This is a genomic window from Ensifer sp. 22521, from assembly GCF_052044795.1.
Lineage (GTDB): Bacteria > Pseudomonadota > Alphaproteobacteria > Rhizobiales > Rhizobiaceae > Ensifer.
In genome coordinates this window covers 123,167-142,528 of the sequence record NZ_JBQENM010000005.1, presented here as the reverse complement: position 1 = coordinate 142,528, position 19,362 = coordinate 123,167, and the positions used below count along the sequence as shown (strand labels likewise).

Annotated in this window: 16 protein-coding genes; 6 read left to right on the top strand and 10 right to left on the bottom strand. The window is 63.1% G+C overall.

From position 1 onward, the window contains the following. Positions 1-6: 6 nt before the first annotated feature. The 3 genes from ACTJKE_RS08615 to ACTJKE_RS08605 all read left to right on the top strand — a co-directional run bounded on the left by ACTJKE_RS08615 (position 7) and on the right by ACTJKE_RS08605 (position 4,270). The gene (locus tag ACTJKE_RS08615) at positions 7-1,635 is read left to right on the top strand and encodes an alpha-D-glucose phosphate-specific phosphoglucomutase (RefSeq protein ID WP_057254596.1); all 1,629 of its coding nucleotides are present in this window, start codon (positions 7-9) and stop codon (positions 1,633-1,635) included. A gap of 107 nt (positions 1,636-1,742) precedes the next feature. Next, the gene (gene glgX, locus ACTJKE_RS08610) at positions 1,743-3,707 is read left to right on the top strand and encodes a glycogen debranching protein GlgX (RefSeq protein WP_057254825.1); all 1,965 of its coding nucleotides are present in this window, start codon (positions 1,743-1,745) and stop codon (positions 3,705-3,707) included. A 74-nt stretch (positions 3,708-3,781) separates the two neighbouring features. After that, positions 3,782-4,270: a MaoC family dehydratase gene (locus ACTJKE_RS08605; RefSeq protein ID WP_057254595.1), complete on the top strand. Its 489-nt coding sequence runs from the start codon at positions 3,782-3,784 to the stop codon at positions 4,268-4,270. 103 nt (positions 4,271-4,373) lie between these two features. Here the strand turns inward: ACTJKE_RS08605 and soxG are convergent, their stop codons facing one another. The 4 genes from soxG to ACTJKE_RS08585 are packed head-to-tail and all read right to left on the bottom strand — an operon-like array spanning position 4,374 to position 9,492. Beyond that, positions 4,374-4,925, bottom strand: a complete 552-nt coding sequence (gene soxG, locus ACTJKE_RS08600) for a sarcosine oxidase subunit gamma family protein (protein ID WP_057254594.1) — start codon at positions 4,923-4,925, stop codon at positions 4,374-4,376. Continuing rightward, positions 4,918-7,911 carry a sarcosine oxidase subunit alpha gene (locus ACTJKE_RS08595; protein ID WP_440691726.1) on the bottom strand — a complete coding sequence of 998 codons (2,994 nt, stop codon included), beginning with the start codon at positions 7,909-7,911 and terminating at the stop codon, positions 4,918-4,920. The genes soxG and ACTJKE_RS08595 overlap by 8 nt, the downstream gene beginning before the upstream one ends. Continuing rightward, entirely contained in the window at positions 7,908-8,228 is a 321-nt protein-coding gene (locus tag ACTJKE_RS08590) for a sarcosine oxidase subunit delta (protein WP_057254592.1), read from the bottom strand. The genes ACTJKE_RS08595 and ACTJKE_RS08590 overlap by 4 nt, the downstream gene beginning before the upstream one ends. A gap of 10 nt (positions 8,229-8,238) precedes the next feature. After that, entirely contained in the window at positions 8,239-9,492 is a 1,254-nt protein-coding gene (locus tag ACTJKE_RS08585; RefSeq protein WP_057254591.1) for a sarcosine oxidase subunit beta family protein, read from the bottom strand. 324 nt (positions 9,493-9,816) lie between these two features. Between ACTJKE_RS08585 and rpsU the strand changes: the two genes are divergently transcribed. The 3 genes from rpsU to ACTJKE_RS08570 all read left to right on the top strand — a co-directional run bounded on the left by rpsU (position 9,817) and on the right by ACTJKE_RS08570 (position 12,004). Then, positions 9,817-10,029, top strand: a complete 213-nt coding sequence (gene rpsU / locus ACTJKE_RS08580; RefSeq protein WP_034786884.1) for a 30S ribosomal protein S21 — start codon at positions 9,817-9,819, stop codon at positions 10,027-10,029. Positions 10,030-10,393: 364 nt separating this feature from the next. After that, complete coding sequence (locus ACTJKE_RS08575) at positions 10,394-11,281, top strand: tetratricopeptide repeat protein (protein ID WP_057254590.1); 888 nt, start codon at positions 10,394-10,396, stop codon at positions 11,279-11,281. 246 nt (positions 11,282-11,527) lie between these two features. After that, a complete protein-coding gene (locus ACTJKE_RS08570) occupies positions 11,528-12,004 on the top strand; it encodes a DUF992 domain-containing protein (RefSeq protein WP_057254589.1) in 477 nt (158 codons plus the stop codon). Between the two features lie 119 nt (positions 12,005-12,123). Here ACTJKE_RS08570 and ACTJKE_RS08565 read toward each other — a convergent pair whose 3' ends face one another. The 6 genes from ACTJKE_RS08565 to ACTJKE_RS08540 form a co-directional block, all read right to left on the bottom strand. Then, complete coding sequence (locus ACTJKE_RS08565; RefSeq protein WP_058325252.1) at positions 12,124-13,524, bottom strand: NAD(P)(+) transhydrogenase (Re/Si-specific) subunit beta; 1,401 nt, start codon at positions 13,522-13,524, stop codon at positions 12,124-12,126. Positions 13,525-13,534: 10 nt separating this feature from the next. Further along, the gene (locus ACTJKE_RS08560) at positions 13,535-13,945 is read right to left on the bottom strand and encodes an NAD(P) transhydrogenase subunit alpha (protein ID WP_057254587.1); all 411 of its coding nucleotides are present in this window, start codon (positions 13,943-13,945) and stop codon (positions 13,535-13,537) included. Further along, complete coding sequence (locus tag ACTJKE_RS08555; protein ID WP_440691723.1) at positions 13,945-15,090, bottom strand: Re/Si-specific NAD(P)(+) transhydrogenase subunit alpha; 1,146 nt, start codon at positions 15,088-15,090, stop codon at positions 13,945-13,947. The genes ACTJKE_RS08560 and ACTJKE_RS08555 overlap by 1 nt, the downstream gene beginning before the upstream one ends. 451 nt (positions 15,091-15,541) lie before the next feature. Then, complete coding sequence (locus ACTJKE_RS08550) at positions 15,542-15,766, bottom strand: aa3-type cytochrome c oxidase subunit IV (protein ID WP_057254585.1); 225 nt, start codon at positions 15,764-15,766, stop codon at positions 15,542-15,544. A gap of 236 nt (positions 15,767-16,002) precedes the next feature. After that, positions 16,003-16,776: an N-acyl amino acid synthase FeeM domain-containing protein gene (locus ACTJKE_RS08545; RefSeq protein WP_057254584.1), complete on the bottom strand. Its 774-nt coding sequence runs from the start codon at positions 16,774-16,776 to the stop codon at positions 16,003-16,005. A 229-nt stretch (positions 16,777-17,005) separates the two neighbouring features. Further along, a complete protein-coding gene (locus tag ACTJKE_RS08540; RefSeq protein WP_057254583.1) occupies positions 17,006-19,315 on the bottom strand; it encodes a putative bifunctional diguanylate cyclase/phosphodiesterase in 2,310 nt (769 codons plus the stop codon). Positions 19,316-19,362 lie beyond the last annotated feature (47 nt).

Here is a 19,362-nt window from a genome sequence, read left to right as displayed (position 1 = left end):
GTCAGCATGATAAGAACGGTTACCACAACCCCCTATGGCGACCAGAAGCCTGGCACGTCGGGGCTGCGCAAGAAGGTCCCGGTCTTCCAGCAGAAGAACTATGCCGAGAACTTCATCCAGTCGATCTTCGATTCGCTCGAGGGCTTTCAGGGCGAAACACTGGTGATCGGCGGCGACGGCCGCTACTACAACCGCGAAGTCATCCAGATCGCCATCAAGATGGCGGCGGCGAACGGCTTCGGCCGCGTACTCGTCGGCCGTGGCGGCATTCTGTCGACGCCGGCCGCCTCCAACGTCATCCGCAAATACAAGGCCTTTGGCGGTATTGTGCTCTCGGCCAGCCACAATCCCGGCGGCCCAACGGAAGATTTCGGCATCAAATACAATATCGGCAATGGCGGCCCGGCACCGGAAAAGGTCACCGACGCGATCTATGCCCGCAGCAAGGTGATCGACAGCTACAAGACGTCTGACGTCGCCGACATCAACCTCGATGCCGAAGGTACGCAAGAGATCGACGGCATGACGGTGACCGTCATCGATCCGGTGGCCGACTACGCCGAGCTGATGGAAAGCCTGTTCGACTTCGCAGCCATCCGCAAGCTGATCTCGGGCGGCTTCCGCGTCGTCTTCGACGCCATGAGCGCCGTCACCGGGCCTTACGCCAAGGAGATCATCGAGAAACGCTTGGGCGCACCCAAGGGCTCGGTGATGAACTTCATTCCGCTGCCGGACTTCGGCGGCCACCACCCGGACCCGAACCTGGTGCACGCCCGCGCGCTCTACGAGACGATGATGGCGCCCGACGCGCCGGATTTCGGCGCCGCCTCCGACGGTGACGGCGACCGCAACCTCGTCATCGGCCGCGGCATCTTTATCACGCCCTCCGACAGCCTCGCGATGCTTGCCGCCAACGCGCATCTGGCGCCCGGCTACGCCAAGGGCCTTGCCGGCATTGCCCGTTCGATGCCGACCAGCGGCGCGGCCGACCGCGTCGCCGAGAAGCTCGGCATCGGCATCTACGAGACGCCGACCGGCTGGAAGTTCTTCGGCAACCTGCTCGACGAGGGCATGGCGACGATCTGCGGCGAGGAAAGCGCCGGCACCGGCTCAAACCATGTGCGCGAAAAGGACGGCCTCTGGGCCGTCTTGCTCTGGCTCAACATTCTCGCCGTGCGCAAGGAAAGTGCCCTCGACATCGCTCAGAAGCACTGGGCGACCTACGGCCGCAACTACTACTCGCGCCACGACTACGAGGAAGTGGATAGCGACGCCGCCAACGGCCTGATCGCCAACCTGCGCGACCAGCTTGCCACGCTTCCCGGCATGTCCTTCGGCGCGCTCAAGGTGGCGACATCAGACGACTTCGCCTACAACGACCCAGTCGATCATTCCATCAGCAAGAACCAGGGCATCCGCATCCTGTTCGAGGGCGGCTCGCGCGTCGTCTTCCGCCTGTCAGGCACCGGCACCTCGGGCGCGACTTTGCGCGTCTACATCGAGCGCTTCGAGCCCGATGCGGCGCGCCACGACATCGAAACGCAGACAGCGCTTGCCGATCTCATCGCCGTTGCCGACGAGATCGCCGGCATCAAGACCCGCACCGGCCGCACCGAGCCGAGCGTCATCACCTGAGATACTGGGCCGCTTTATGCGGCCCTTTTTCTGTCGACCGAACACCCCCTTTGCCCGGAAGGGCAGAGGGGGTGTTCGGGCACATCTGGAACAAGAGGGCCGCCTTCATGCCGACCACCGGAAATCCACCCCTCGGCGCCACCGTCACGCCTGAGGGCACCGCGTTTTCGGTCTGGTCGCGCAACTCCGCCCGCATCGATCTCTGCCTCTTCGACAAGACCGGCTCCAAGCAATTGCGGCAGCTACCGATGGTCCGCAACGGCGACCTGCACAGCCTGACGGTCGCCGACGCCCCGAAGGGCACGCGCTACGGCTTTCGCGCCGATGGCGTCTATTCCCCCGACCACGGGCTCTGGTTCGACCCCTCTAAGCTCCTGGTCGATCCCTATGCCGTCGAACTCGACCGACCATTCCAGCATGATCCGCGCCTGATGATTTTTGGCGAAGACACCGCTGATCTGGTGCCAAAAGCCATTGTCACCGAGGCGAAGATCGTCAAGCCGAAGGCGCCACTCTTCCGTGCTGGCGGCCTTATCTACGAGATCGCCGTCAAGCCCTTCACGATCCTCCATCCGGATATCCCGGAAGCCAAGCGTGGCACCGTGGCGGCCCTAGCCGAGCCCGTGATCATCGAGCATCTCAAGCGCCTCGGCGTCTCGGCCGTCGAGCTGATGCCGATCGTCGCCTGGATCGACGAACGCCACCTGCCGTCCCTCGGCCTGAAGAACGGCTGGGGCTACAATCCGATCGCGCCGATGGCGCTCGACCCGCGGCTGGTGCCGGGCGGCATCAAGGAACTGCGCAAGACGGTCGAGGCGCTGCGCAAGGCCGGCATCGGCGTCATCCTCGATCTCGTCTTCAACCATTCCGGCGAAAGCGACCGCTTCGGCACCACGTTGTCGATGCGCGGCCTCGACAACCTGACCTATTATCGTCATGTCACCGATCGCCCAGGCGAACTCATCAACGACACCGGCTGCGGCAATACCATTGCCTGCGACCACCCGGTGGTCGAAGCGCTGATCCTCGACAGCCTGCGCCATTTCGTGCATGCCGCCGGTGTCGACGGCTTCCGCTTCGACCTCGCCTCGATCCTCGGCCGCGACATGGGTGGTTTCCATCGCGAGGCGCGGCTCTTCCAGGCGATCTCGGCCGATCCGCTGCTTGCCGACCGCGTGCTGATCGCCGAACCCTGGGACATCGGCCCGGGCGGCTACCAACTCGGCAACTTCCCCTCCCCCTTCCTTGAATGGAACGACCGCGCGCGCGACGACATCCGCATCTACTGGCGCGGCGACCGCCACGCGATCGGCGCTCTGGCGACGGCGCTCGCCGGCTCGTCGGGCAGTTTTGCCCGCTGGGGCGAGTGCGGGACACGGACCGTCAACTTCATCGCCGCCCATGACGGCTTCACGCTCGCCGACATCGTCTCCTACGCCGGCAAACACAACGAGGCGAACGGCGAAGAGAACCGCGACGGCCACAACGAGAACCACTCCTGGAACAACGGCGCGGAAGGCGCCACCGGAGATCCGGAAATCCTGACGGCCCGACGTCATGACGTGATGGCGCTCATCGGCACGCTGTTTTCCTCCCGCGGGACGATCATGCTGACGGCCGGCGACGAAGGCGGGCGCAGCCAGAACGGCAACAACAACGCCTATTGTCAGGACAACGCCATCACCTGGCTCGACTGGACCGCGATGGACGACGATATCGTCGCCCACACAGCGGCCTTGTCGGCGATGCGCCGACGCTTCGACGTATTTGACCAAACGGCGTTCCTGACCGGAAACGGCGATGTCGATTGGCGGCGGCTGGACGGACAGCCCATGGCCGTCGGCGACTGGGAGCATCCGGCGACGGACAATCTGATGATGGTGCTCGCCACCCGTGACCGCACGCAGAAGCGGGCGACGCGCCTTGCCGTCGTCATCAACCGCAGCCACGCGCCCCACCCCGTCAGGCTCCCCGACAGCATCGACGGAAAGTGGCAGAACGTGCTGGCAAGACCTGCCATTCCAGACCATGTCGCGCCGCGGTCCGTCACCTTCCTTGTCGAAGTTTTCTAAAGCTTTTCCACCGCTTGCAGGTTGCACCGGGCGGGCCTATAGATCGTTCGGGGGGCTTGTTTCGGGGCGTTTACATGCTGCAGGACATATCACTTTCTGAGATCAAGGTACTGGTCGGCAAGGAGGTCGGCGTTTCCGACTGGATCACGGTCACTCAGGAAACGATCGACAAGTTCGCCGAAGCGACCAGCGACTACCAGTATATCCACGTCGATCCGGTCCGCGCCGCCGCCGAAACACCCTTTGGCGGCACGATTGCACACGGCTTCCTGTCGCTCTCGCTGCTTTCGGCCATGAACTACAATTGCCTGCCGAAGATCCGCGAACAGACCATGGGCATCAATTACGGCTTCGAAAAAGTGCGCTTCATCGCTCCGGTGAAGAGCGGCGCCAAGGTGCGCGGCCACTTCGTGATGGCCGATGCGCGCTTCCGCGGCGCCAGCATGCTGATGATCACCTACGACGTCAGCGTCGAAATCGAGGGCGAGCGCAAGCCGGCGTTGACGGCCACCTGGCAGACGATCATCCAGTTCGATCCGAAGGACCGGCCAGCGGATGCGTGAGGCGGCATGGCCCACGCGTCCTGCCAGCACAATGAGAGCGGACAATTTTCAGACGGTCTGAGAAAGCCGGGAAGCGCTTGCAGGCACTTCCCGGCTCTTCTATTCAATGCCCCGCGTCGGCAGCACCTTCGGACAGCAGACCGAAGACGAAGGGCGAGAACGACCGCCAGCACTCGACCCGGAACTGGTCCTCACCGGTGCGGAGGAGAATGATCTCCGCCTTGCCGAAGATGGTGCGCGAGCAGGCGCCGACAGGGAAGATCGGCAGCGACAGATCCTGCGGGCAGCCGCTGTTAACAGCCACGTCCGCGCCCGCACCGCTGACGATGACGGCAACGTTGCGATGCGAAATGTCGACCGCCGAATGTAGTGTCCCGCTCGAAGCAGCCGCCGCCATCAGGTCGGCTTCGCCTTCATCGAACACCAGCCACTCGTCCGGCCCGATCCACAGGGCATGACGCTGGCCTGATGAGGCCGAGGTCTTCGGCCGCGTCGGCAGGGTGACGCCGAGCGCTGCCGAGAGCGCCGGCAGTGCATCGGCACCGGCGCGCAACGAGATGCGTGTCGCCGCCGGTGCCGGCGTCAGGATCGCTTCGGCCGAGCCGCCGCGCGAGGTGAGCGCCGCCTTGCGGCTTGCAATTGCCTGATCAACCATGGAGGCGACCCCCTTCCTTGTCAAAGAACACCATGTCGCTCACCTCGACGGCGATCGTGCGATCGGCCATCGGCACGTAGAGTGTCTGGCCGAGGCGCTCGCGCCCGCCGGCAACCATCGCCAGCGCGATCGAACGACCGCAGTTTTCCGACCAGTAGGACGACGTCACATGGCCAAGCATGGTCATCGGCTTCGGCTGGTTCGGATCGGCCACGATCTGCGCGCCCTCCTCCAGCACCACCTTCGGATCCTTGGTGAGCAGGCCGACGAGCTGTTTGCGGCCATCCTTGACGAGATCCGGGCGCTTGAGGCCGCGGATACCGACGAAGTCGGGCTTCTTCTTCGACACCGCCCAGGAGAGGCCGGCATCGTCGGGCGTCAGCGTACCGTCGGTATCCTGGCCGACGATGATGTAACCCTTCTCGGCGCGCAGCACGTGCATGGTTTCCGTGCCGTAGGCGCAGGCGCCCATTGGCTCGGCCCGCGCCCAGATCGCTTCCCAGACCGCCTGGCCATAGTCAGCCGGAACGTTGACTTCGAAGCCGAGCTCGCCAGTGAACGACATGCGGAAGAGCCGGGTCGGGACGCCGCAGATCTTGCCTTCGGCAACGCTCATATGCGGGAAGGCCTCGTTGGAAAGGTCGATGCCTTCAACCAGCGGCGCGATGATCTCGCGTGCCTTCGGCCCCTGGACGGCGATGACGGCCCACTGTTCCGTCGTCGAGGTCAGCCACACCTTCAGATGCGGGAACTCGGTCTGCAGATAGTCTTCCATGTGGTTCATGACGCGCGGCGCACCGCCGGTCGTCGTCGTCACGTGGAAGCGGTCCTCTGCCAGGCGGCCGACCACGCCGTCGTCATAGACGAAGCCGTCGTCGCGCAGCATGATCCCGTAGCGGCAGCGGCCCGGCTTCAGGTTGTCCCAGGCATTGGTGTACATGAGATTGAGGAACTGCGCGGCATCCGGGCCGACGACCTCGATCTTGCCGAGCGTCGAGGCGTCGAAGACACCGGCGACGTCACGCACGGTCTTGCATTCGCGCCCGACCGCCTCGTGCATGTCTTCGCCGGCGCGCGGATAGAACCAGGCGCGCTTCCAGTTGCCAACGTCCTCGAACTCGGCGCCATGCGCCTCCTCCCAGGCATGCATGGGCGTCTTGCGCGCCGGATCGAAGAGGGCGCCGCGCGAATGGTTGACGATCGCGCCGAAGGTTATCGGCGTATAGGGCTGGCGGAAGGTGGTGAGGCCCACCTGAGGGATGTCCTTGCCAAGCGCTTCGGCGGCGATCGCCAGACCGTGCATGTTGGACAGCTTGCCCTGGTCGGACGCCATGCCGTTGGTGGTGAAGCGCTTGATATGCTCGATCGAGTGCATGCCTTCGCGCACCGCCAGACGGATGTCCTTGGCGCAGACGTCGTGCTGGAAGTCGATGAAGGCCTTGACCGTCGTGTCCGGCCCGGCGCCTTCTGCAGCGCCGATCATGCCGCCGGTCCAGCCGAAGCGATTTTCACCCGAAAGCGCCACCTGCGCTCCGCCTTCGGCACCGGCCGCACGCGCGGTCAGTTCGCCGGCGGCAAGCGCCTCGTCGATCGTTGCCTGAAGATCGTCGGTGCCGTTGCAGGCGCCGATCGACAGGCAATCCTGCAGATAGGTGCCGGGCAGGAAGCGCTGCGTTGCCGCATCGAACTTCACCTTGCCGCGCGACTGCGAGAAGAGGTGCACCGACGGCGTCCAGCCGGCCGAGACCAGCAGCGCGTCGACGGTGATCTTGCGGGCCGCACCGCCACCGTTGCGGGCGACGCTGATCGAGTTCACGCGCAGCTTGCCGCCGGCCTTGATCACCGAATGCCCCGTCAGCACTTCGATGCCGAGACGGCGCGCCTCGGCGAGCACCGCTTCGCCGGGGTTCTCGCGGCAATCGACGATCGCCGCCACGGTAACGCCGGCGCGCTTCAGGTCGAAGGCGGCTTCATAGGCGGAGTCATGGGCGGTGTAGACGCCAACCTTCGAGCCGACGGCGACGCCGAAATGGTTGAGATAGGTGCGGCCGGCCGAAGCGAGCATGATGCCCGGCCGGTCATTGTTGGCAAACACCATGTGCCGTTCGATCTGGCCGTTGGCAAGGATCACCTTCTTGGCACGCACCTGCCACAGCCGCTCGCGCGGCAGCGACTTGTCGAGCGCCGCCAGGTGATCGGTCACCCGTTCGACCAGGCCGACGAAGTTGTGGTTGTAGTAGCCGAACCCGGTGGTGCGGGTCAAAAGCGTGACGTTGTCCATGGCGGCAAGCGCCTTGGCAGTCTCCTGCGCCCAGTCCCAGCCGTCCTTGCCGTCGATCGTCGTGCCGCTTTCATAGCGCAGCGCACCGCCCACTTCCGGCTGTTCGTCGCAGATGATTACCTTGGCGCCCGCCTTGGCGGCGGCAAGTGCTGCCGAAAGTCCGGCAACCCCGGCACCGATGACGAGCACGTCGCAATGGGCGTAGCGGCTCGCATAGTGATCCGGATCGGCTTCCGTCGGGGCGACGCCGAGACCGGCCGCGCGGCGGATGAAGGGTTCATAGATCGCGTGCCAGGCGGCCTTCGGCCACATGAAGGTCTTGTAGTAGAAGCCGGCGGCGAAGAACGGCGACAGGAGATCGTTGAGACCGCCGACGTCGAAGGCGAGCGACGGCCAGCGGTTCTGCGATTCCACCTTCATGCCGTCGAAGACTTCCTGCACCGTGGCGCGCACGTTCGGCTGCCGTCGGGCGGCATCACGCGAGACATCGAGCAGCGCGTTCGGCTCTTCCGCACCGGCCGACAGAATGCCGCGCGGGCGGTGATACTTGAACGAACGGCCGACAAGGTGAATGCCGTTGGCAAGCAACGCCGAGGCGACCGTATCGCCCTCGAGCGCCGTCAGCGTGCGGCCGTCGAAGGTGAAGCGTGCGGTGCGCGCCGGTGTCAGGCGGCCCACGCCTGGAATGCGATTGGCCCCCATCATTTCGCAGCTCCCTTATCCTGCTCGCTCTGAAGAATGGCGGCGATGTCAGGCTTCGGCTCGCCAGCCTTGTAAGTGGTGTAGAAGCGGTCGCTGACCGTGTCGCGCGCGGCGTTGAAGAAACGGCCGCAGCCATGGATATGGCGCCAGCGTTCGAAGATCAGACCCTTCGGGTTCTGACGCAGGAAGAAATATTCCTCGAATTCCTCGTCGGTGATGTCGGCGATGTTGGTCGGACGGGCGATATGGGCGTCGCCGGCGCCGCGGAATTCGAGCTCGGAGCGCTCTTCTTCGCAATAGGGGCAGTAGATCAGAAGCATCTCGAAATCCTCAGTGCGCAACGGCAGCGGCAGCCGCCTCGTCGATGAGCCGGCCGGTGCGGAAGCGATCCAGCGTCAGCCCGGCGGAGAGACGATGCGGCTCGCCCTTGGCGATCAGATGGGCGAAGAGATTGGCCGAGCCCGGCGTCGCCTTGAAGCCGCCCGTCCCCCAGCCGGCATTCAGGAACAGGCCCGGAACCGGCGTGACCCCCTGGATCGGCGAGCGGTCCTGGGTGACGTCGACGATGCCGCCCCACTGCCGCATCATCTTGACGCGGCGGAACATCGGAAAGAGCTCGCAGATCGCATCCAGCGTGTGGGTGATGATCTGCAGGCCGCCGGTCTGCGAATAGGAATTGTACTGGTCGGTGCCGGCGCCGATGACGAACTCGCCCTTGTCGGACTGCGAGATGTAGGCATGCACCGAGTTCGACATGACGACGCAGGGGAAGATCGGCTTCAGCGGCTCGGAGACCAATGCCTGCAGCGGCTGGCTCTGCAGCGGCACACGCACGTCGGCCATCTGCATCAGCACCGAGGAATGGCCGGCGGCGGAGACGCCGACCTTCTTGGCGCCGATGTAACCGCGGTTGGTGTCGACGCCGACGACCCGGCCGGTCTCGTCACGGCGGATGCCGGTCACTTCGCAGTTCTGGATGATGTGCACGCCGCGGTCAGAGGCGGCGCGTGCGTACCCCCACGCAACGGCGTCGTGGCGGGCCGTGCCGCCGCGGCGCTGAAGGGCCGCACCGTTGATCGGGTAACGCGCCGTCTTGGCGATATCGAGCGGCGGACAATAGGCCTTGGCCTGTTCCGGCGTCAGCCATTCATTGTCGATGCCGTAGAGGCGGTTGGCATTGATATGGCGCTTGAACGACTGCTGGTCGTGGATGTTGTGCGACAGCATCATGACGCCGCGCGGCGAATACATGACGTTGTAGTTCAGATCCTGCGACAGGTTTTCCCAGAGCTTCAGCGAATGCTCGTAGATGTCCATGCTCTCTTCATAGAGATAGTTGGACCGGATGATCGTGGTGTTGCGACCTGTATTGCCGCCGCCGATCCAACCCTTTTCGAGCACCGCGACATTGGTGATGCCGTGCTCCTTGGCGAGGTAATAGGCCGCACCGAGGCCATGGCCACCGCCGCCGATGATGATCGCATCATACTCTTTGCGCGGCTCTGGCGACGCCCATTGCGGAGCCCACCCCTTGTGGCCGCGCAACGCCTCGCGCGCCACGGCGAAAACTGAATATTTGCGCATCGGCCTCACTCCATGAACCCCGTTCTCATTGGCGTTAGAGATCGCAAATCCGACGCCCGCGCAACGTTTCTTTTGCGACGCAATTGCGTGGACTTGCGCGCAGTTGCGACATGGTCGCCGATCGGCTACTTCCGGGGCGGGAACAGGTGCCGCCCCGCATCCCAGGATTTTTCAGCGCTTCCTCATGTCGTCGCTGGACTTTCGCCTGACGATCTGGTATCCGCTCCTCTAATCGTAAAGCTTCCAGCTTAGCGAATGTCATTCTTTTGCCTCCGGCACCTGACGGAGTCACAAACAACTCGAACCAAAGGAACGGGATTTCACGTGCAGGTACTTGTCCGCGATAACAATGTCGATCAGGCGCTCCGCGCTCTCAAGAAGAAGATGCAGCGCGAAGGCATTTTCCGCGAAATGAAGATGCGCGATTACTATGAAAAGCCGTCCCAGAAGCGCGCCCGCGAAAAGGCTGAAGCCGTTCGCCGCGTCCGCAAGCTGGCACGCAAGCGTGCACAGCGCGAAGGCCTCCTGGCCCGCTGATTTGTCGTTTTTTCGACGCTTTCCGATGTAAGTCGTGGCGGGGGCGAAATATCGCCACCGCCTTTTTTTGGTATGGACATCTTTTCCGCCGACAGGCTAGCGTGATCGACGCTGCCGGTGACGGATGGCCGGCCGGAGCGTTTAACCGGGCGGCTTGCCGAGGCACGATGAAGCCCGGCTGCGGAGCCCGCGGGGAGTTTCAGCGGCTCTACTGCATAGTTCCTTAAATCGGGTTCGATTTAAGGGCAGAATTATGCAGAAACTCAACGTGTTACAGCGACCTTGGCGCGTCATGAAGACACGCGGCGCTGTAGGAACGGAAGCCGATAGCTTTCGAGACCTTGTCGATTTGAGGGATCAACCTTTGACACTTGCTGCCATGACTGCGGACGTCTCCGGTTTTACTGTCCATGAGGCGTCTCGCCGCCACCAGCGCAAGCCGAGGCTTGCCGCCATGCTGCTCCTTGGTTCGGCCCTTCTTCTCGCAGGCTGCACGACCGACGGCCCGGACTCGATGACCAACAAGGTCGAGCGCGAACAGGGCTCGCAGGAAAATATCGCCTCGCTCTCGAGCGTCATCGCCTCCAACCCGAGCGATCCCGAAGGCTACAATGTCCGCGGCTCATCCTATGGCCGCGCCGGCGAATACCGCCGGGCCATTGCCGATTTCGACCAGGCGATCCAGCTGAACCCACGCTTCTACCAGGCCTATGCCAACCGGGCGCTGGTTCACCGCAACATGGGCAACACCCAGGCCGCACTTGCCGACTACAACATGGCGCTGCAGCTCAACGCCAACTACGACGTCGCCTATATCGGCCGCGGCAACCTCTATCGCCAGGCCGGCCAGCTCGATTCCGCCTTCAACGATTTCAACAAGGCGATCCAGCTCGACACGACCGATCCCCGCGCCTATCACAATCGCGGCCTGATCTACCAGGCACGCAACCAGCACGGTCAGGCGATCGAAGACTTCTCGACCGCGATCTCGCTGTCGCCGAGCTCGCCGGAGCCCTACAACGGCCGCGGCATTTCCTATGTCGCCCAGGGCGACGACGACAACGCCTTCTCGGATTTCAACACCGCGATCAATCTCAACGGCAAGGTCGCCGAATCCTGGGCCAACCAGGCGCTGATCTACGAGCGCAAGGGCGACAAGGCCAAGGCATCGAAGTCCTATTCGCACGCATTGCAGCTCGACCCGAAATACGAGCCGGCGCGCGCCGGCCTTGCCCGCGTCAAGGCATCGTAAGTCCTTCCCCGAGCATGTTCCTCGAAACGCCCGCGACAGTTCGCGGGCGTTTTCGTTTGTGCCGCTTGCCACCCTGCCCTCTCCGCCAAGGCGGAACCTTCCCGGCCATCGTTCGTTTGCCAAAGGCGTCACTGCCTGTTTCCTCGGATCGGCTCCGATTCAAGGGAAGACATGCAGCTATTCGAAGTACTACCGCGACCAAGCGCCCCAAGGGACGCGCGGCGCAGTAAGAACGGAGACCAAGCCATGATCAAACGAACCCTCGTCACTGCGCTGGCACTGGCCGCGCTTGCCACCGGTCCGGCCGCCGCGCAGAACTATGTCGCACTCGGCCGTCTCGTCTGCGGTTCGGAAGGCGGCACCGGCATGATCGTGACCTCGACGAAGAACCTGATGTGCACGTTCACGCCCACCAATGGCGGACCGAAGGCCGTTTATGCCGGCACGATTCGCAAGATCGGCATCGACATCGGCAAGACGGGCAAGAGCACGATGGTCTGGGACGTCTTTGCCAAGACCGGAACGCCGGTTAGCGCGTTCGCGCTTGCCGGCGAATACTACGGCGTCGGCGCCGATGCGAGCCTCGCGGTCGGCGGCGGCGCCAAGGTGATCGGCGGCGGCACGAACAAGGCCTTCATGCTGCAGCCGGTCAACGTTCAGGTCCAGGAGGGGCTGAACGTCGCGGTCGGCATCGACCAACTGACGCTGGCACCGGCCGGTTAGATCGGCCTCGAAGACGCATGACGCCTTGTTGCGGAATGCGTCGCATGCCCCACAATGCCTTCCAACGCAAAACGCCCGCCGAAAGGCGGGCGTTTCATTGTCGATCGATGCGAACAGCGTTAAGCGTGCAGCGCCTTGACGATATCTTCCGTCACCTTCTTGGCGTCGCCGAGCAGCATCATCGTGCCGTCCTTGTAGAACAGCGTGTTGTCGATGCCGGCATAGCCGGAGCCGAGCGAACGCTTGACGAAAAGGCAGGTCTTGGCCTTGTCGACGTCGAGGATCGGCATGCCGTAGATCGGCGAGGACTTGTCGTCACGCGCGGCCGGATTGGTGACGTCATTGGCGCCGATGACATAGGCGACATCGGCCTGAGCGAACTCGGAGTTGATGTCCTCGAGCTCGAACACTTCGTCATAGGGCACGTTCGCTTCCGCGAGCAGCACGTTCATGTGGCCGGGCATGCGGCCCGCGACCGGATGGATCGCGTACTTGACCTCAACGCCCGCGGCCTTCAGCTGGTCGCCCATTTCGCGCAGCGCATGCTGTGCCTGGGCAACGGCCATGCCGTAGCCCGGCACGATAATCACCTTGGAGGCGTTCGCCATCAGGAAGGCCGCATCGTCGGCAGAGCCCTGCTTGACCGTGCGCTGAATGCCATCGTCGCTGACGGCCGCCGCGGTCTCGCCGCCGAAGCCGCCGAGGATGACCGAGATGAACGAGCGGTTCATGCCCTTGCACATGATGTAGGAGAGGATCGCACCGGAGGAGCCGACGAGCGCCCCGGTGATGATCAGCGCCAGGTTGCCGAGCGTGAAGCCGATGCCGGCTGCGGCCCAACCCGAATAGGAGTTGAGCATCGACACGACCACCGGCATGTCGGCGCCGCCGATCGGGATGATGATCAGCACGCCGAGTATGAGCGACAGCGCGACGATCAGCCAGAACACCGTGGTGCTCTGCGTCAGCACGAGCATGACCACCAGCACGACCAGCGCGATTGCCAGACCCGCATTGATGGCGTGGCGTCCCGCAAGCATAATCGGCTTGCCGGACATGCGCCCGTCGAGCTTCAGGAAGGCGATGACCGAACCGGTAAAGGTGATCGCGCCGATGGCAACACCGAGCGACATTTCGACCAGTGCCTGGGCGTGGATGTCGCCGAGGGTGCCGATGCCGAAGCTTTCCGGCGCGTACATGGCGGCAGCCGCCACCATGACGGCGGCAAGACCGACCAGCGAGTGGAAGGCGGCAACGAGCTGCGGCATCGAGGTCATGGCGATGCGACGGGCAATGACAGCACCGGCGCCGCCGCCGATGGCAAGGCCAAGCACGATCAGCATCAGGCCACCAAAGCTGGGCTTTGCCAAAAGCAACGTCGTGACGATGGCAATGCCCATGCCGACCATGCCGTAGGTATTGCCCTTGCGGCTGGTGGTCGGATGCGAAAGGCCGCGTAGCGCCATGACGAACAGGACGCCGGAGACGAGATAGAGGAAGGCTGCGAAGTTAGCGTTCATCGGGCCGGCCTCACTTGTCTTTTTTCTTGTACATGGCGAGCATGCGCTGGGTGACGAGGAAGCCGCCGAAGATGTTGACGGCGGCAAGCACCAGCGCCACGAAGCCGAAGCCGGTGGCAAGCCCAGAGGCCGAGATGCCGACGGCAAGCAGAGCACCGACGACGATGACCGAGGAAATCGCGTTGGTGACCGCCATCAGCGGCGTGTGCAGCGCCGGGGTCACCGACCAGACCACGTAATAGCCGACGAAGATCGCCAGCACGAAGATCGCCAGCCGGAAGACGAAAGGATCGATCGCGCCGCCGGTCGCGCCATGGGCGACAGCACCAGCCGCGTCCGGCACGTATTCGGCAGCGGTGCGGACCGCTTCCACCGCCCGGTCGAGATCGGCGAGCGCCTTGTCGAGAAGTTCATTCGCCATCACTTGTCCCCCTTACTGGCGCCGAAGTTCGGATGCACGACCTCACCACCATGGGTGAGCGCCGTCGCCTTGACGAGTTCGTCCTCCATGTTGAGCGCGAGTGCCTTGGTTTCCTTGGACACCATCGTTTCCAGGAAGGTGACGAGGTTCTTGGCGTAGAGACCGGACGCGGAGGCCGCGATGCGGCCCGGCACGTTGAGATGGCCGATGACCTTGACGCCCTCGACCTCGGCGACCTTGCCGGGCTCAGCACCCTCGACGTTGCCGCCGCGTTCGACCGCAAGATCGACCGCGATCGAACCGGGCTTCATGCTTTTCAGCATGTCACGGGTGACGAGCCGCGGCGCCGGACGGCCGGGGATGAGTGCAGTGGTGATGACGATGTCCTGCTTGGCGATATGCTCGGCAACGAGTGCGGCCTGCTTGGCCTGATACTCCTTAGACATCTCCTTGGCGTAGCCGCCGGCCGTTTCGGCCGCCTTGAATTCCTCGTCCTCGACGGCGATGAACTTGGCGCCGAGCGACGCGACCTGTTCCTTGGCCGCCGGACGCACGTCCGTTGCCGAGACCACGGCGCCGAGACGGCGGGCCGTCGCGATTGCCTGCAGGCCGGCAACGCCCGCGCCCATGACGAAGACCTTGGCGGCAGGAACCGTCCCGGCCGCGGTCATCATCATCGGCAACGCCCGATCATATTCGCAGGCAGCGTCGATCACGGCCTGGTAACCGGCGAGGTTCGCCTGGCTCGACAGCACGTCCATCGACTGCGCGCGGGTGATACGCGGCATCAGTTCCATCGCGAAGGCGGTAAGCCCGCCATTCGCCATCTCGGCGATCGCCGCCTCGTTGCCATAGGGATCCATGATGGCGAGCACGATAGCGCCCGACTTGTAGCCGCCGATTTCGGCGGTCGTCGGCCGGCGCACTTTCAGCACGACATCGGCCGTCTTGGCGTCGGCGATCGTCCCGATCCGGGCCCCGACCTTTTCGAACTCAGCGTCCGGAATGCGCGACAAAAACCCGGCGCCCGCCTCGATGACGACGTCGAAGCCGAGGCTTTTCAGTTTCTTCACGGTGTCCGGTGATGCGGCAACGCGACCCTCGTTCGGGTCCGTTTCCTTGGCGACAAAGACAATCTCGCTCACAAATCCCCCTCCTTGGCCGCAATCGAGCCAAGGCCGGAATGCGGGCATTCTCTCCGACTGCAAAGCGTGCGGCCAATCGAGCCTGCACGCCCCCATATGCCAGGCACTGGGGTGCCAGGCACATATATTCTGGAAACAGACACCTCAGGTGTTCGAACCGCAGGCGGTCCGGCGCCGATCGACGCCGAACCGTGCTCGGCATCGCGGGTCTGCATTCCACTCCCCCCTCACGCAGTGAGGAAACACGTCCCATTGCAGTGAATGCCCGGGCGTGGAGATCTCTAGGCTCTACAGCACTGCACACCCTATTGGCTGCACAAAGGTCGCTGTAGCATTTTGAAGTGCTGCGCAGCGTCGACGCCTCCAGTCGACGGCATGCACCTTCGTCCGGGCTCGCGCCCGGTTGCCGAGGAAACGTCAAGCCCCTCGGCAATCGGTCCGATGACGCTGATTAGCGCAGGAAGAAGAAACCTGCGACGTTGAGCAGAATGAAGAGCACGAGCGAGGAGAAGAAGCCCATCGTCGTGAAGAATGCGGCAGCCATGGCAATCAACAGGGCCACGCAAAACAGCGTGCCGTACTTCGATGCGCTCAGGAACATGAGATAGGTCTTCTCGTGCTCCGGATAATCCATCGAAGCGCCCACATCGACCGGTCCAGAATGATGCTCAGCCATCGTTCAAATTCTCCCTGAATGCCACGGCGCGACCCTTGATCGCCGCCGCTCCTAATCGAAGCATGGCTCCCGCGAAAAGTCGCGAAAACCCTTATAGCTGCCCTTACACAATGCTTAGGCCGGGTGCAACGAAAACCCGTCCTTTAGCAGTACCTGATGGGGCGATATGTCGCGGCCGGCAGCAAGGGTGGCGCGCACGGGCGCGCCTCACCATCTGATGTCGACATCGAAGACTGCTAGCGGAAGACGGAGGTTCGATAAGAACGTCCATAACCGGTTTGCGCCATGCGCGCGGTCGGCAGGATCGTCAGCGGGGCGAACGGCACCTCGCTGCGATCGGCAAACATCATGCGGCGTTCGAAAGGCTCCGAATCGAAAATCGGGTAGCGGTCGAGGATCGAGGGCCGCTGCCCCCTCACCTGCGCCACGAGCAGGGCGCCATCGGCATTGTAGACCCCCAGGTTATCGCGCTTGGCGACCACGGTCTCGGAGGCGAAAATGCGCTTGTAGAAGGCGGTGTGGCGCGGCCGGCAGGCCGTCAGGCAACGGTCGGCGGAAAAGTATTCGCAGGCCATGGCGACCGGGCGGAGCGTGAGGTAGGGAAGCGCCCGCATATCGTCACCGATGACATCAGGGTCGACGGCCAATCGGCCCGGATCGACGAGCACCATGCCGGCATCGAGGAACGCGTCGATCTCGGAGCCGAAGATCAGGCCCGATGTACTGGCGCGGTGCTCCGGCGTTACGTGATGTACGCGCACGGTGCTGACGAGGCTCTCATCGAGATAGATGCCGAAGACATAGGCGTGGCTGTCGAAGTCGAGATCGTCGATCAGCGTGGAGCCCGTCAATTCCATCAGATTGACGGACTTGTAGGACTTGTAACGCAGCCGCGCGATGTCCTCCATGTCCTCGCCGGTTTCGACCCGCCGATATTCGACACGATCGAGCAATTGCATCAGCTTTTCAGAAAAACGCCCAGGCTCCGCCTGGTGAATCGTCTCACCCATATTCCAGACCTCATGGTTAACAAATCGTTAACCTATTGACGGAAAATGGGGCGGCAACCGCAAAACGGAACAGTTCACTGTTAACTTTTTGTTAACCCTAAAAATTCGTAAATTAATTCGGTTGATTTGGAGCAAAACGCACCAAATCGGGATGAATTTACCCCAACTAATCAAGGGCTTGCTGCCGAATGCGCAGCATCAAAACGGAACGGAATTTGGGGTCGCAGCGTCAGGCGATGCGCTTGCTGCTGGGTTTAGTGCCTCGTTTTGGCACACCGTTCTTGCAAAGCGTTGCAATAGCAGAAGCTGGCATGGGGGCGGCGAAGACGAAGCCCTGTATCAAATCGGCACAATTATGCTCGGTGATGAGCTGCAACTGATCCGTCGTCTCGACGCCTTCGACGACGATGCGCAGGCCGAGGGCACGGGCAAGATTTGCCGTCCCGCGCAGGAGCTTGAAGCGGCGCGAATCCTCACGGATGTTGCGCACGAAGGACCGATCGATCTTGATGATGTCTACCGGCAGGGCATCGAGATAACTGAGGCTGGAGTATCCGGTGCCGAAATCGTCGATGGCAATGGTGATGCCGAGACCCCGCAGCTCGCGCAGGATCGCCTGCACCTTGAGCGGCTCGTCCATCAGGCAGCTTTCGGTGACCTCCAGATGCAGCCGCGAAGCATCGAGGCCGGTTGCCTGAAGCGCATCCGTGACCATCGTGACGATTTCGCTGCTGCGTAGATCGAGCACCGAGAGGTTGACGGAGACGGACACATCGCTCGGCCAGTCCATGCAATCCCGGCATGCATGGTCGAGCACGAAACGCGTGATCTCCGTGACCAGCCCCAGTTCCTCGGCGAGCTGAATGAACACGTTCGGCGGCACCGGCCCGCGCTCCGGATGCGTCCAGCGGGCCAGCGCTTCGCAGCATTCGACCCGGCCGCCGCTCGGCGCGAACATCGGCTGGTAGGAAAGCGTCAGGCTGCGCGCATTGATCGCCTCGCGCAAATCCGCCTTGAGCTTCTGGCGGTCGACATAGCGGGCGTCCATCTCGACTTCGAACGCAGTGCAGCCGCCGCGGTTGCGCAGCTTGGTTTCCGAAAGCGCGAGATCCGCCTTGATCTGCAGGTCTTCGAGTTTTAGATCCACGTTCGACGCGATGACGAAGCCCGCGCTCATGGTCATGTTGAAGGTGAAGCCGCTGGCAACATAGGTGCCGCGCAGTTCCGTGTGCAGCCCCCGCATCCGCTCTTCCAGATCGGCCACGTCAGCCCTGTTCGGAAAGAACACGACAAACTCGTCGCCCATCAGCCGCGCCGCGATCGCATCATCACCGGCGAGCGCCTTCAACCGGCCGGCGATCGCCTGCAGCAGCTTGTCGCCGACGATGTGGCCGCGCATGTCGTTGACATGCTTGAACTCGGTGACGTCGAGGACCATCAGGCCGACGAGCCGGTCCTCCTTCTCGTCGCCGCTTGCGGCGGCCACAACCAGCTCTCCGAAGTAGTCGCGGCTCGGCAGCTCGGTCAGCTTGTCGAAGCGCACCATGTGCAGAATCTGCTTGTCCGCCTGTACGCGTGCCGTCACGTCCTCGAAGATCAGCACGATATCGCCATTGTCGCGGCGGCTGGCGGAAAACTCGAGGTGCAGTTCCTCGCTGACCGGGATCAATACCTGCGGGCGCTTGCCCTTGAGCAGAAGATCGAGCTGACGCGAGATCGCCTTGGTCTTTTCGGCATCGAGCCGCATGCGCCGCGCGCCGCGCCGGATCACGTCATCGAGCAGCCAATCCTTGAGTTCGGTCCTGTCGCCAAGCGCCAGCAACTCGCTGGCACGCTCATTGGCCACCACCACGCGGCCGTCGCCATCCAGCATGAACAAGCCATGCGTCATATTGTTGAGCGCCGCGTCGAACTGGCCGGCAATCGTCGCGATCTCGCGCGCCGCCAAAACATTCTCATAGAGAAAGGCGCGCACATTGTTGGCCATCATCCAGGTGGAAAGGATGAACGGCAGGATGAGGAAGGCAAGCGCCAGCATGAACACGTCCTGCAGCGTCATCAGGCCGATCACGATCGGCAGGCATGCGGACGAGGACAGGAGAAGCACGGCCCGCTCCGAGCCGTAGTTGCGCCCAACGAGCGAGATCATCGAGGCCAGCGTCACCGATATGGTCGCAAGCTCTGAAAAGGAATCCTGACTGACGGCAATGGCATAACCGCAAGCGATGCCGCAGGTGAGCGTGACGCTGACACCGCCGACGATATAGCGGTTCTCCCATTTGCGGACCATCGCCCGGTCGGCATTGGAGAAATCCTGCCGGTCGAACCGCGCCATATCGACATTGCGCAGCGCCCAGAGCACGAAGATCACGCCGGAGCAGGCGAGATAAAGCGGATCACTGGTCTTGAGATAGACGAGCAGAAACGTCACGACATGCGACAACATGCCGATCAGCAACGTCTTGCGATGTTCGTAGAGCGAGCTCACGGATGACAGATACACGTCAGTCGGAAGAGCGCTCTGTCCAAGTCGCATCATGAACCAAGCTCCGGTTTACCGGATTGTTAGGGGTGATGACTTAACGA

Excerpts from the sequence above, each read along its gene's own strand:
- ACTJKE_RS08565 (WP_058325252.1), bottom strand. The coding sequence starts at position 13,524 with ATGAACGCTAACTTCGCAGCCTTCCTCTATCTCGTCTCCGGCGTCCTG.
- ACTJKE_RS08550 (WP_057254585.1), bottom strand. The coding sequence starts at position 15,766 with ATGGCTGAGCATCATTCTGGACCGGTCGATGTGGGCGCTTCGATGGAT.
- ACTJKE_RS08605 (WP_057254595.1), top strand. The coding sequence starts at position 3,782 with ATGCTGCAGGACATATCACTTTCTGAGATCAAGGTACTGGTCGGCAAG.
- ACTJKE_RS08560 (WP_057254587.1), bottom strand. The coding sequence starts at position 13,945 with ATGGCGAATGAACTTCTCGACAAGGCGCTCGCCGATCTCGACCGGGCG.
- ACTJKE_RS08540 (WP_057254583.1), bottom strand. The coding sequence starts at position 19,315 with ATGATGCGACTTGGACAGAGCGCTCTTCCGACTGACGTGTATCTGTCA.
- ACTJKE_RS08590 (WP_057254592.1), bottom strand. The coding sequence starts at position 8,228 with ATGCTTCTGATCTACTGCCCCTATTGCGAAGAAGAGCGCTCCGAGCTC.
- glgX (WP_057254825.1), top strand. The coding sequence starts at position 1,743 with ATGCCGACCACCGGAAATCCACCCCTCGGCGCCACCGTCACGCCTGAG.
- ACTJKE_RS08585 (WP_057254591.1), bottom strand. The coding sequence starts at position 9,492 with ATGCGCAAATATTCAGTTTTCGCCGTGGCGCGCGAGGCGTTGCGCGGC.
- ACTJKE_RS08545 (WP_057254584.1), bottom strand. The coding sequence starts at position 16,776 with ATGGGTGAGACGATTCACCAGGCGGAGCCTGGGCGTTTTTCTGAAAAG.
- soxG (WP_057254594.1), bottom strand. The coding sequence starts at position 4,925 with ATGGTTGATCAGGCAATTGCAAGCCGCAAGGCGGCGCTCACCTCGCGC.
- ACTJKE_RS08570 (WP_057254589.1), top strand. The coding sequence starts at position 11,528 with ATGATCAAACGAACCCTCGTCACTGCGCTGGCACTGGCCGCGCTTGCC.
- ACTJKE_RS08615 (WP_057254596.1), top strand. The coding sequence starts at position 7 with ATGATAAGAACGGTTACCACAACCCCCTATGGCGACCAGAAGCCTGGC.
- ACTJKE_RS08595 (WP_440691726.1), bottom strand. The coding sequence starts at position 7,911 with ATGATGGGGGCCAATCGCATTCCAGGCGTGGGCCGCCTGACACCGGCG.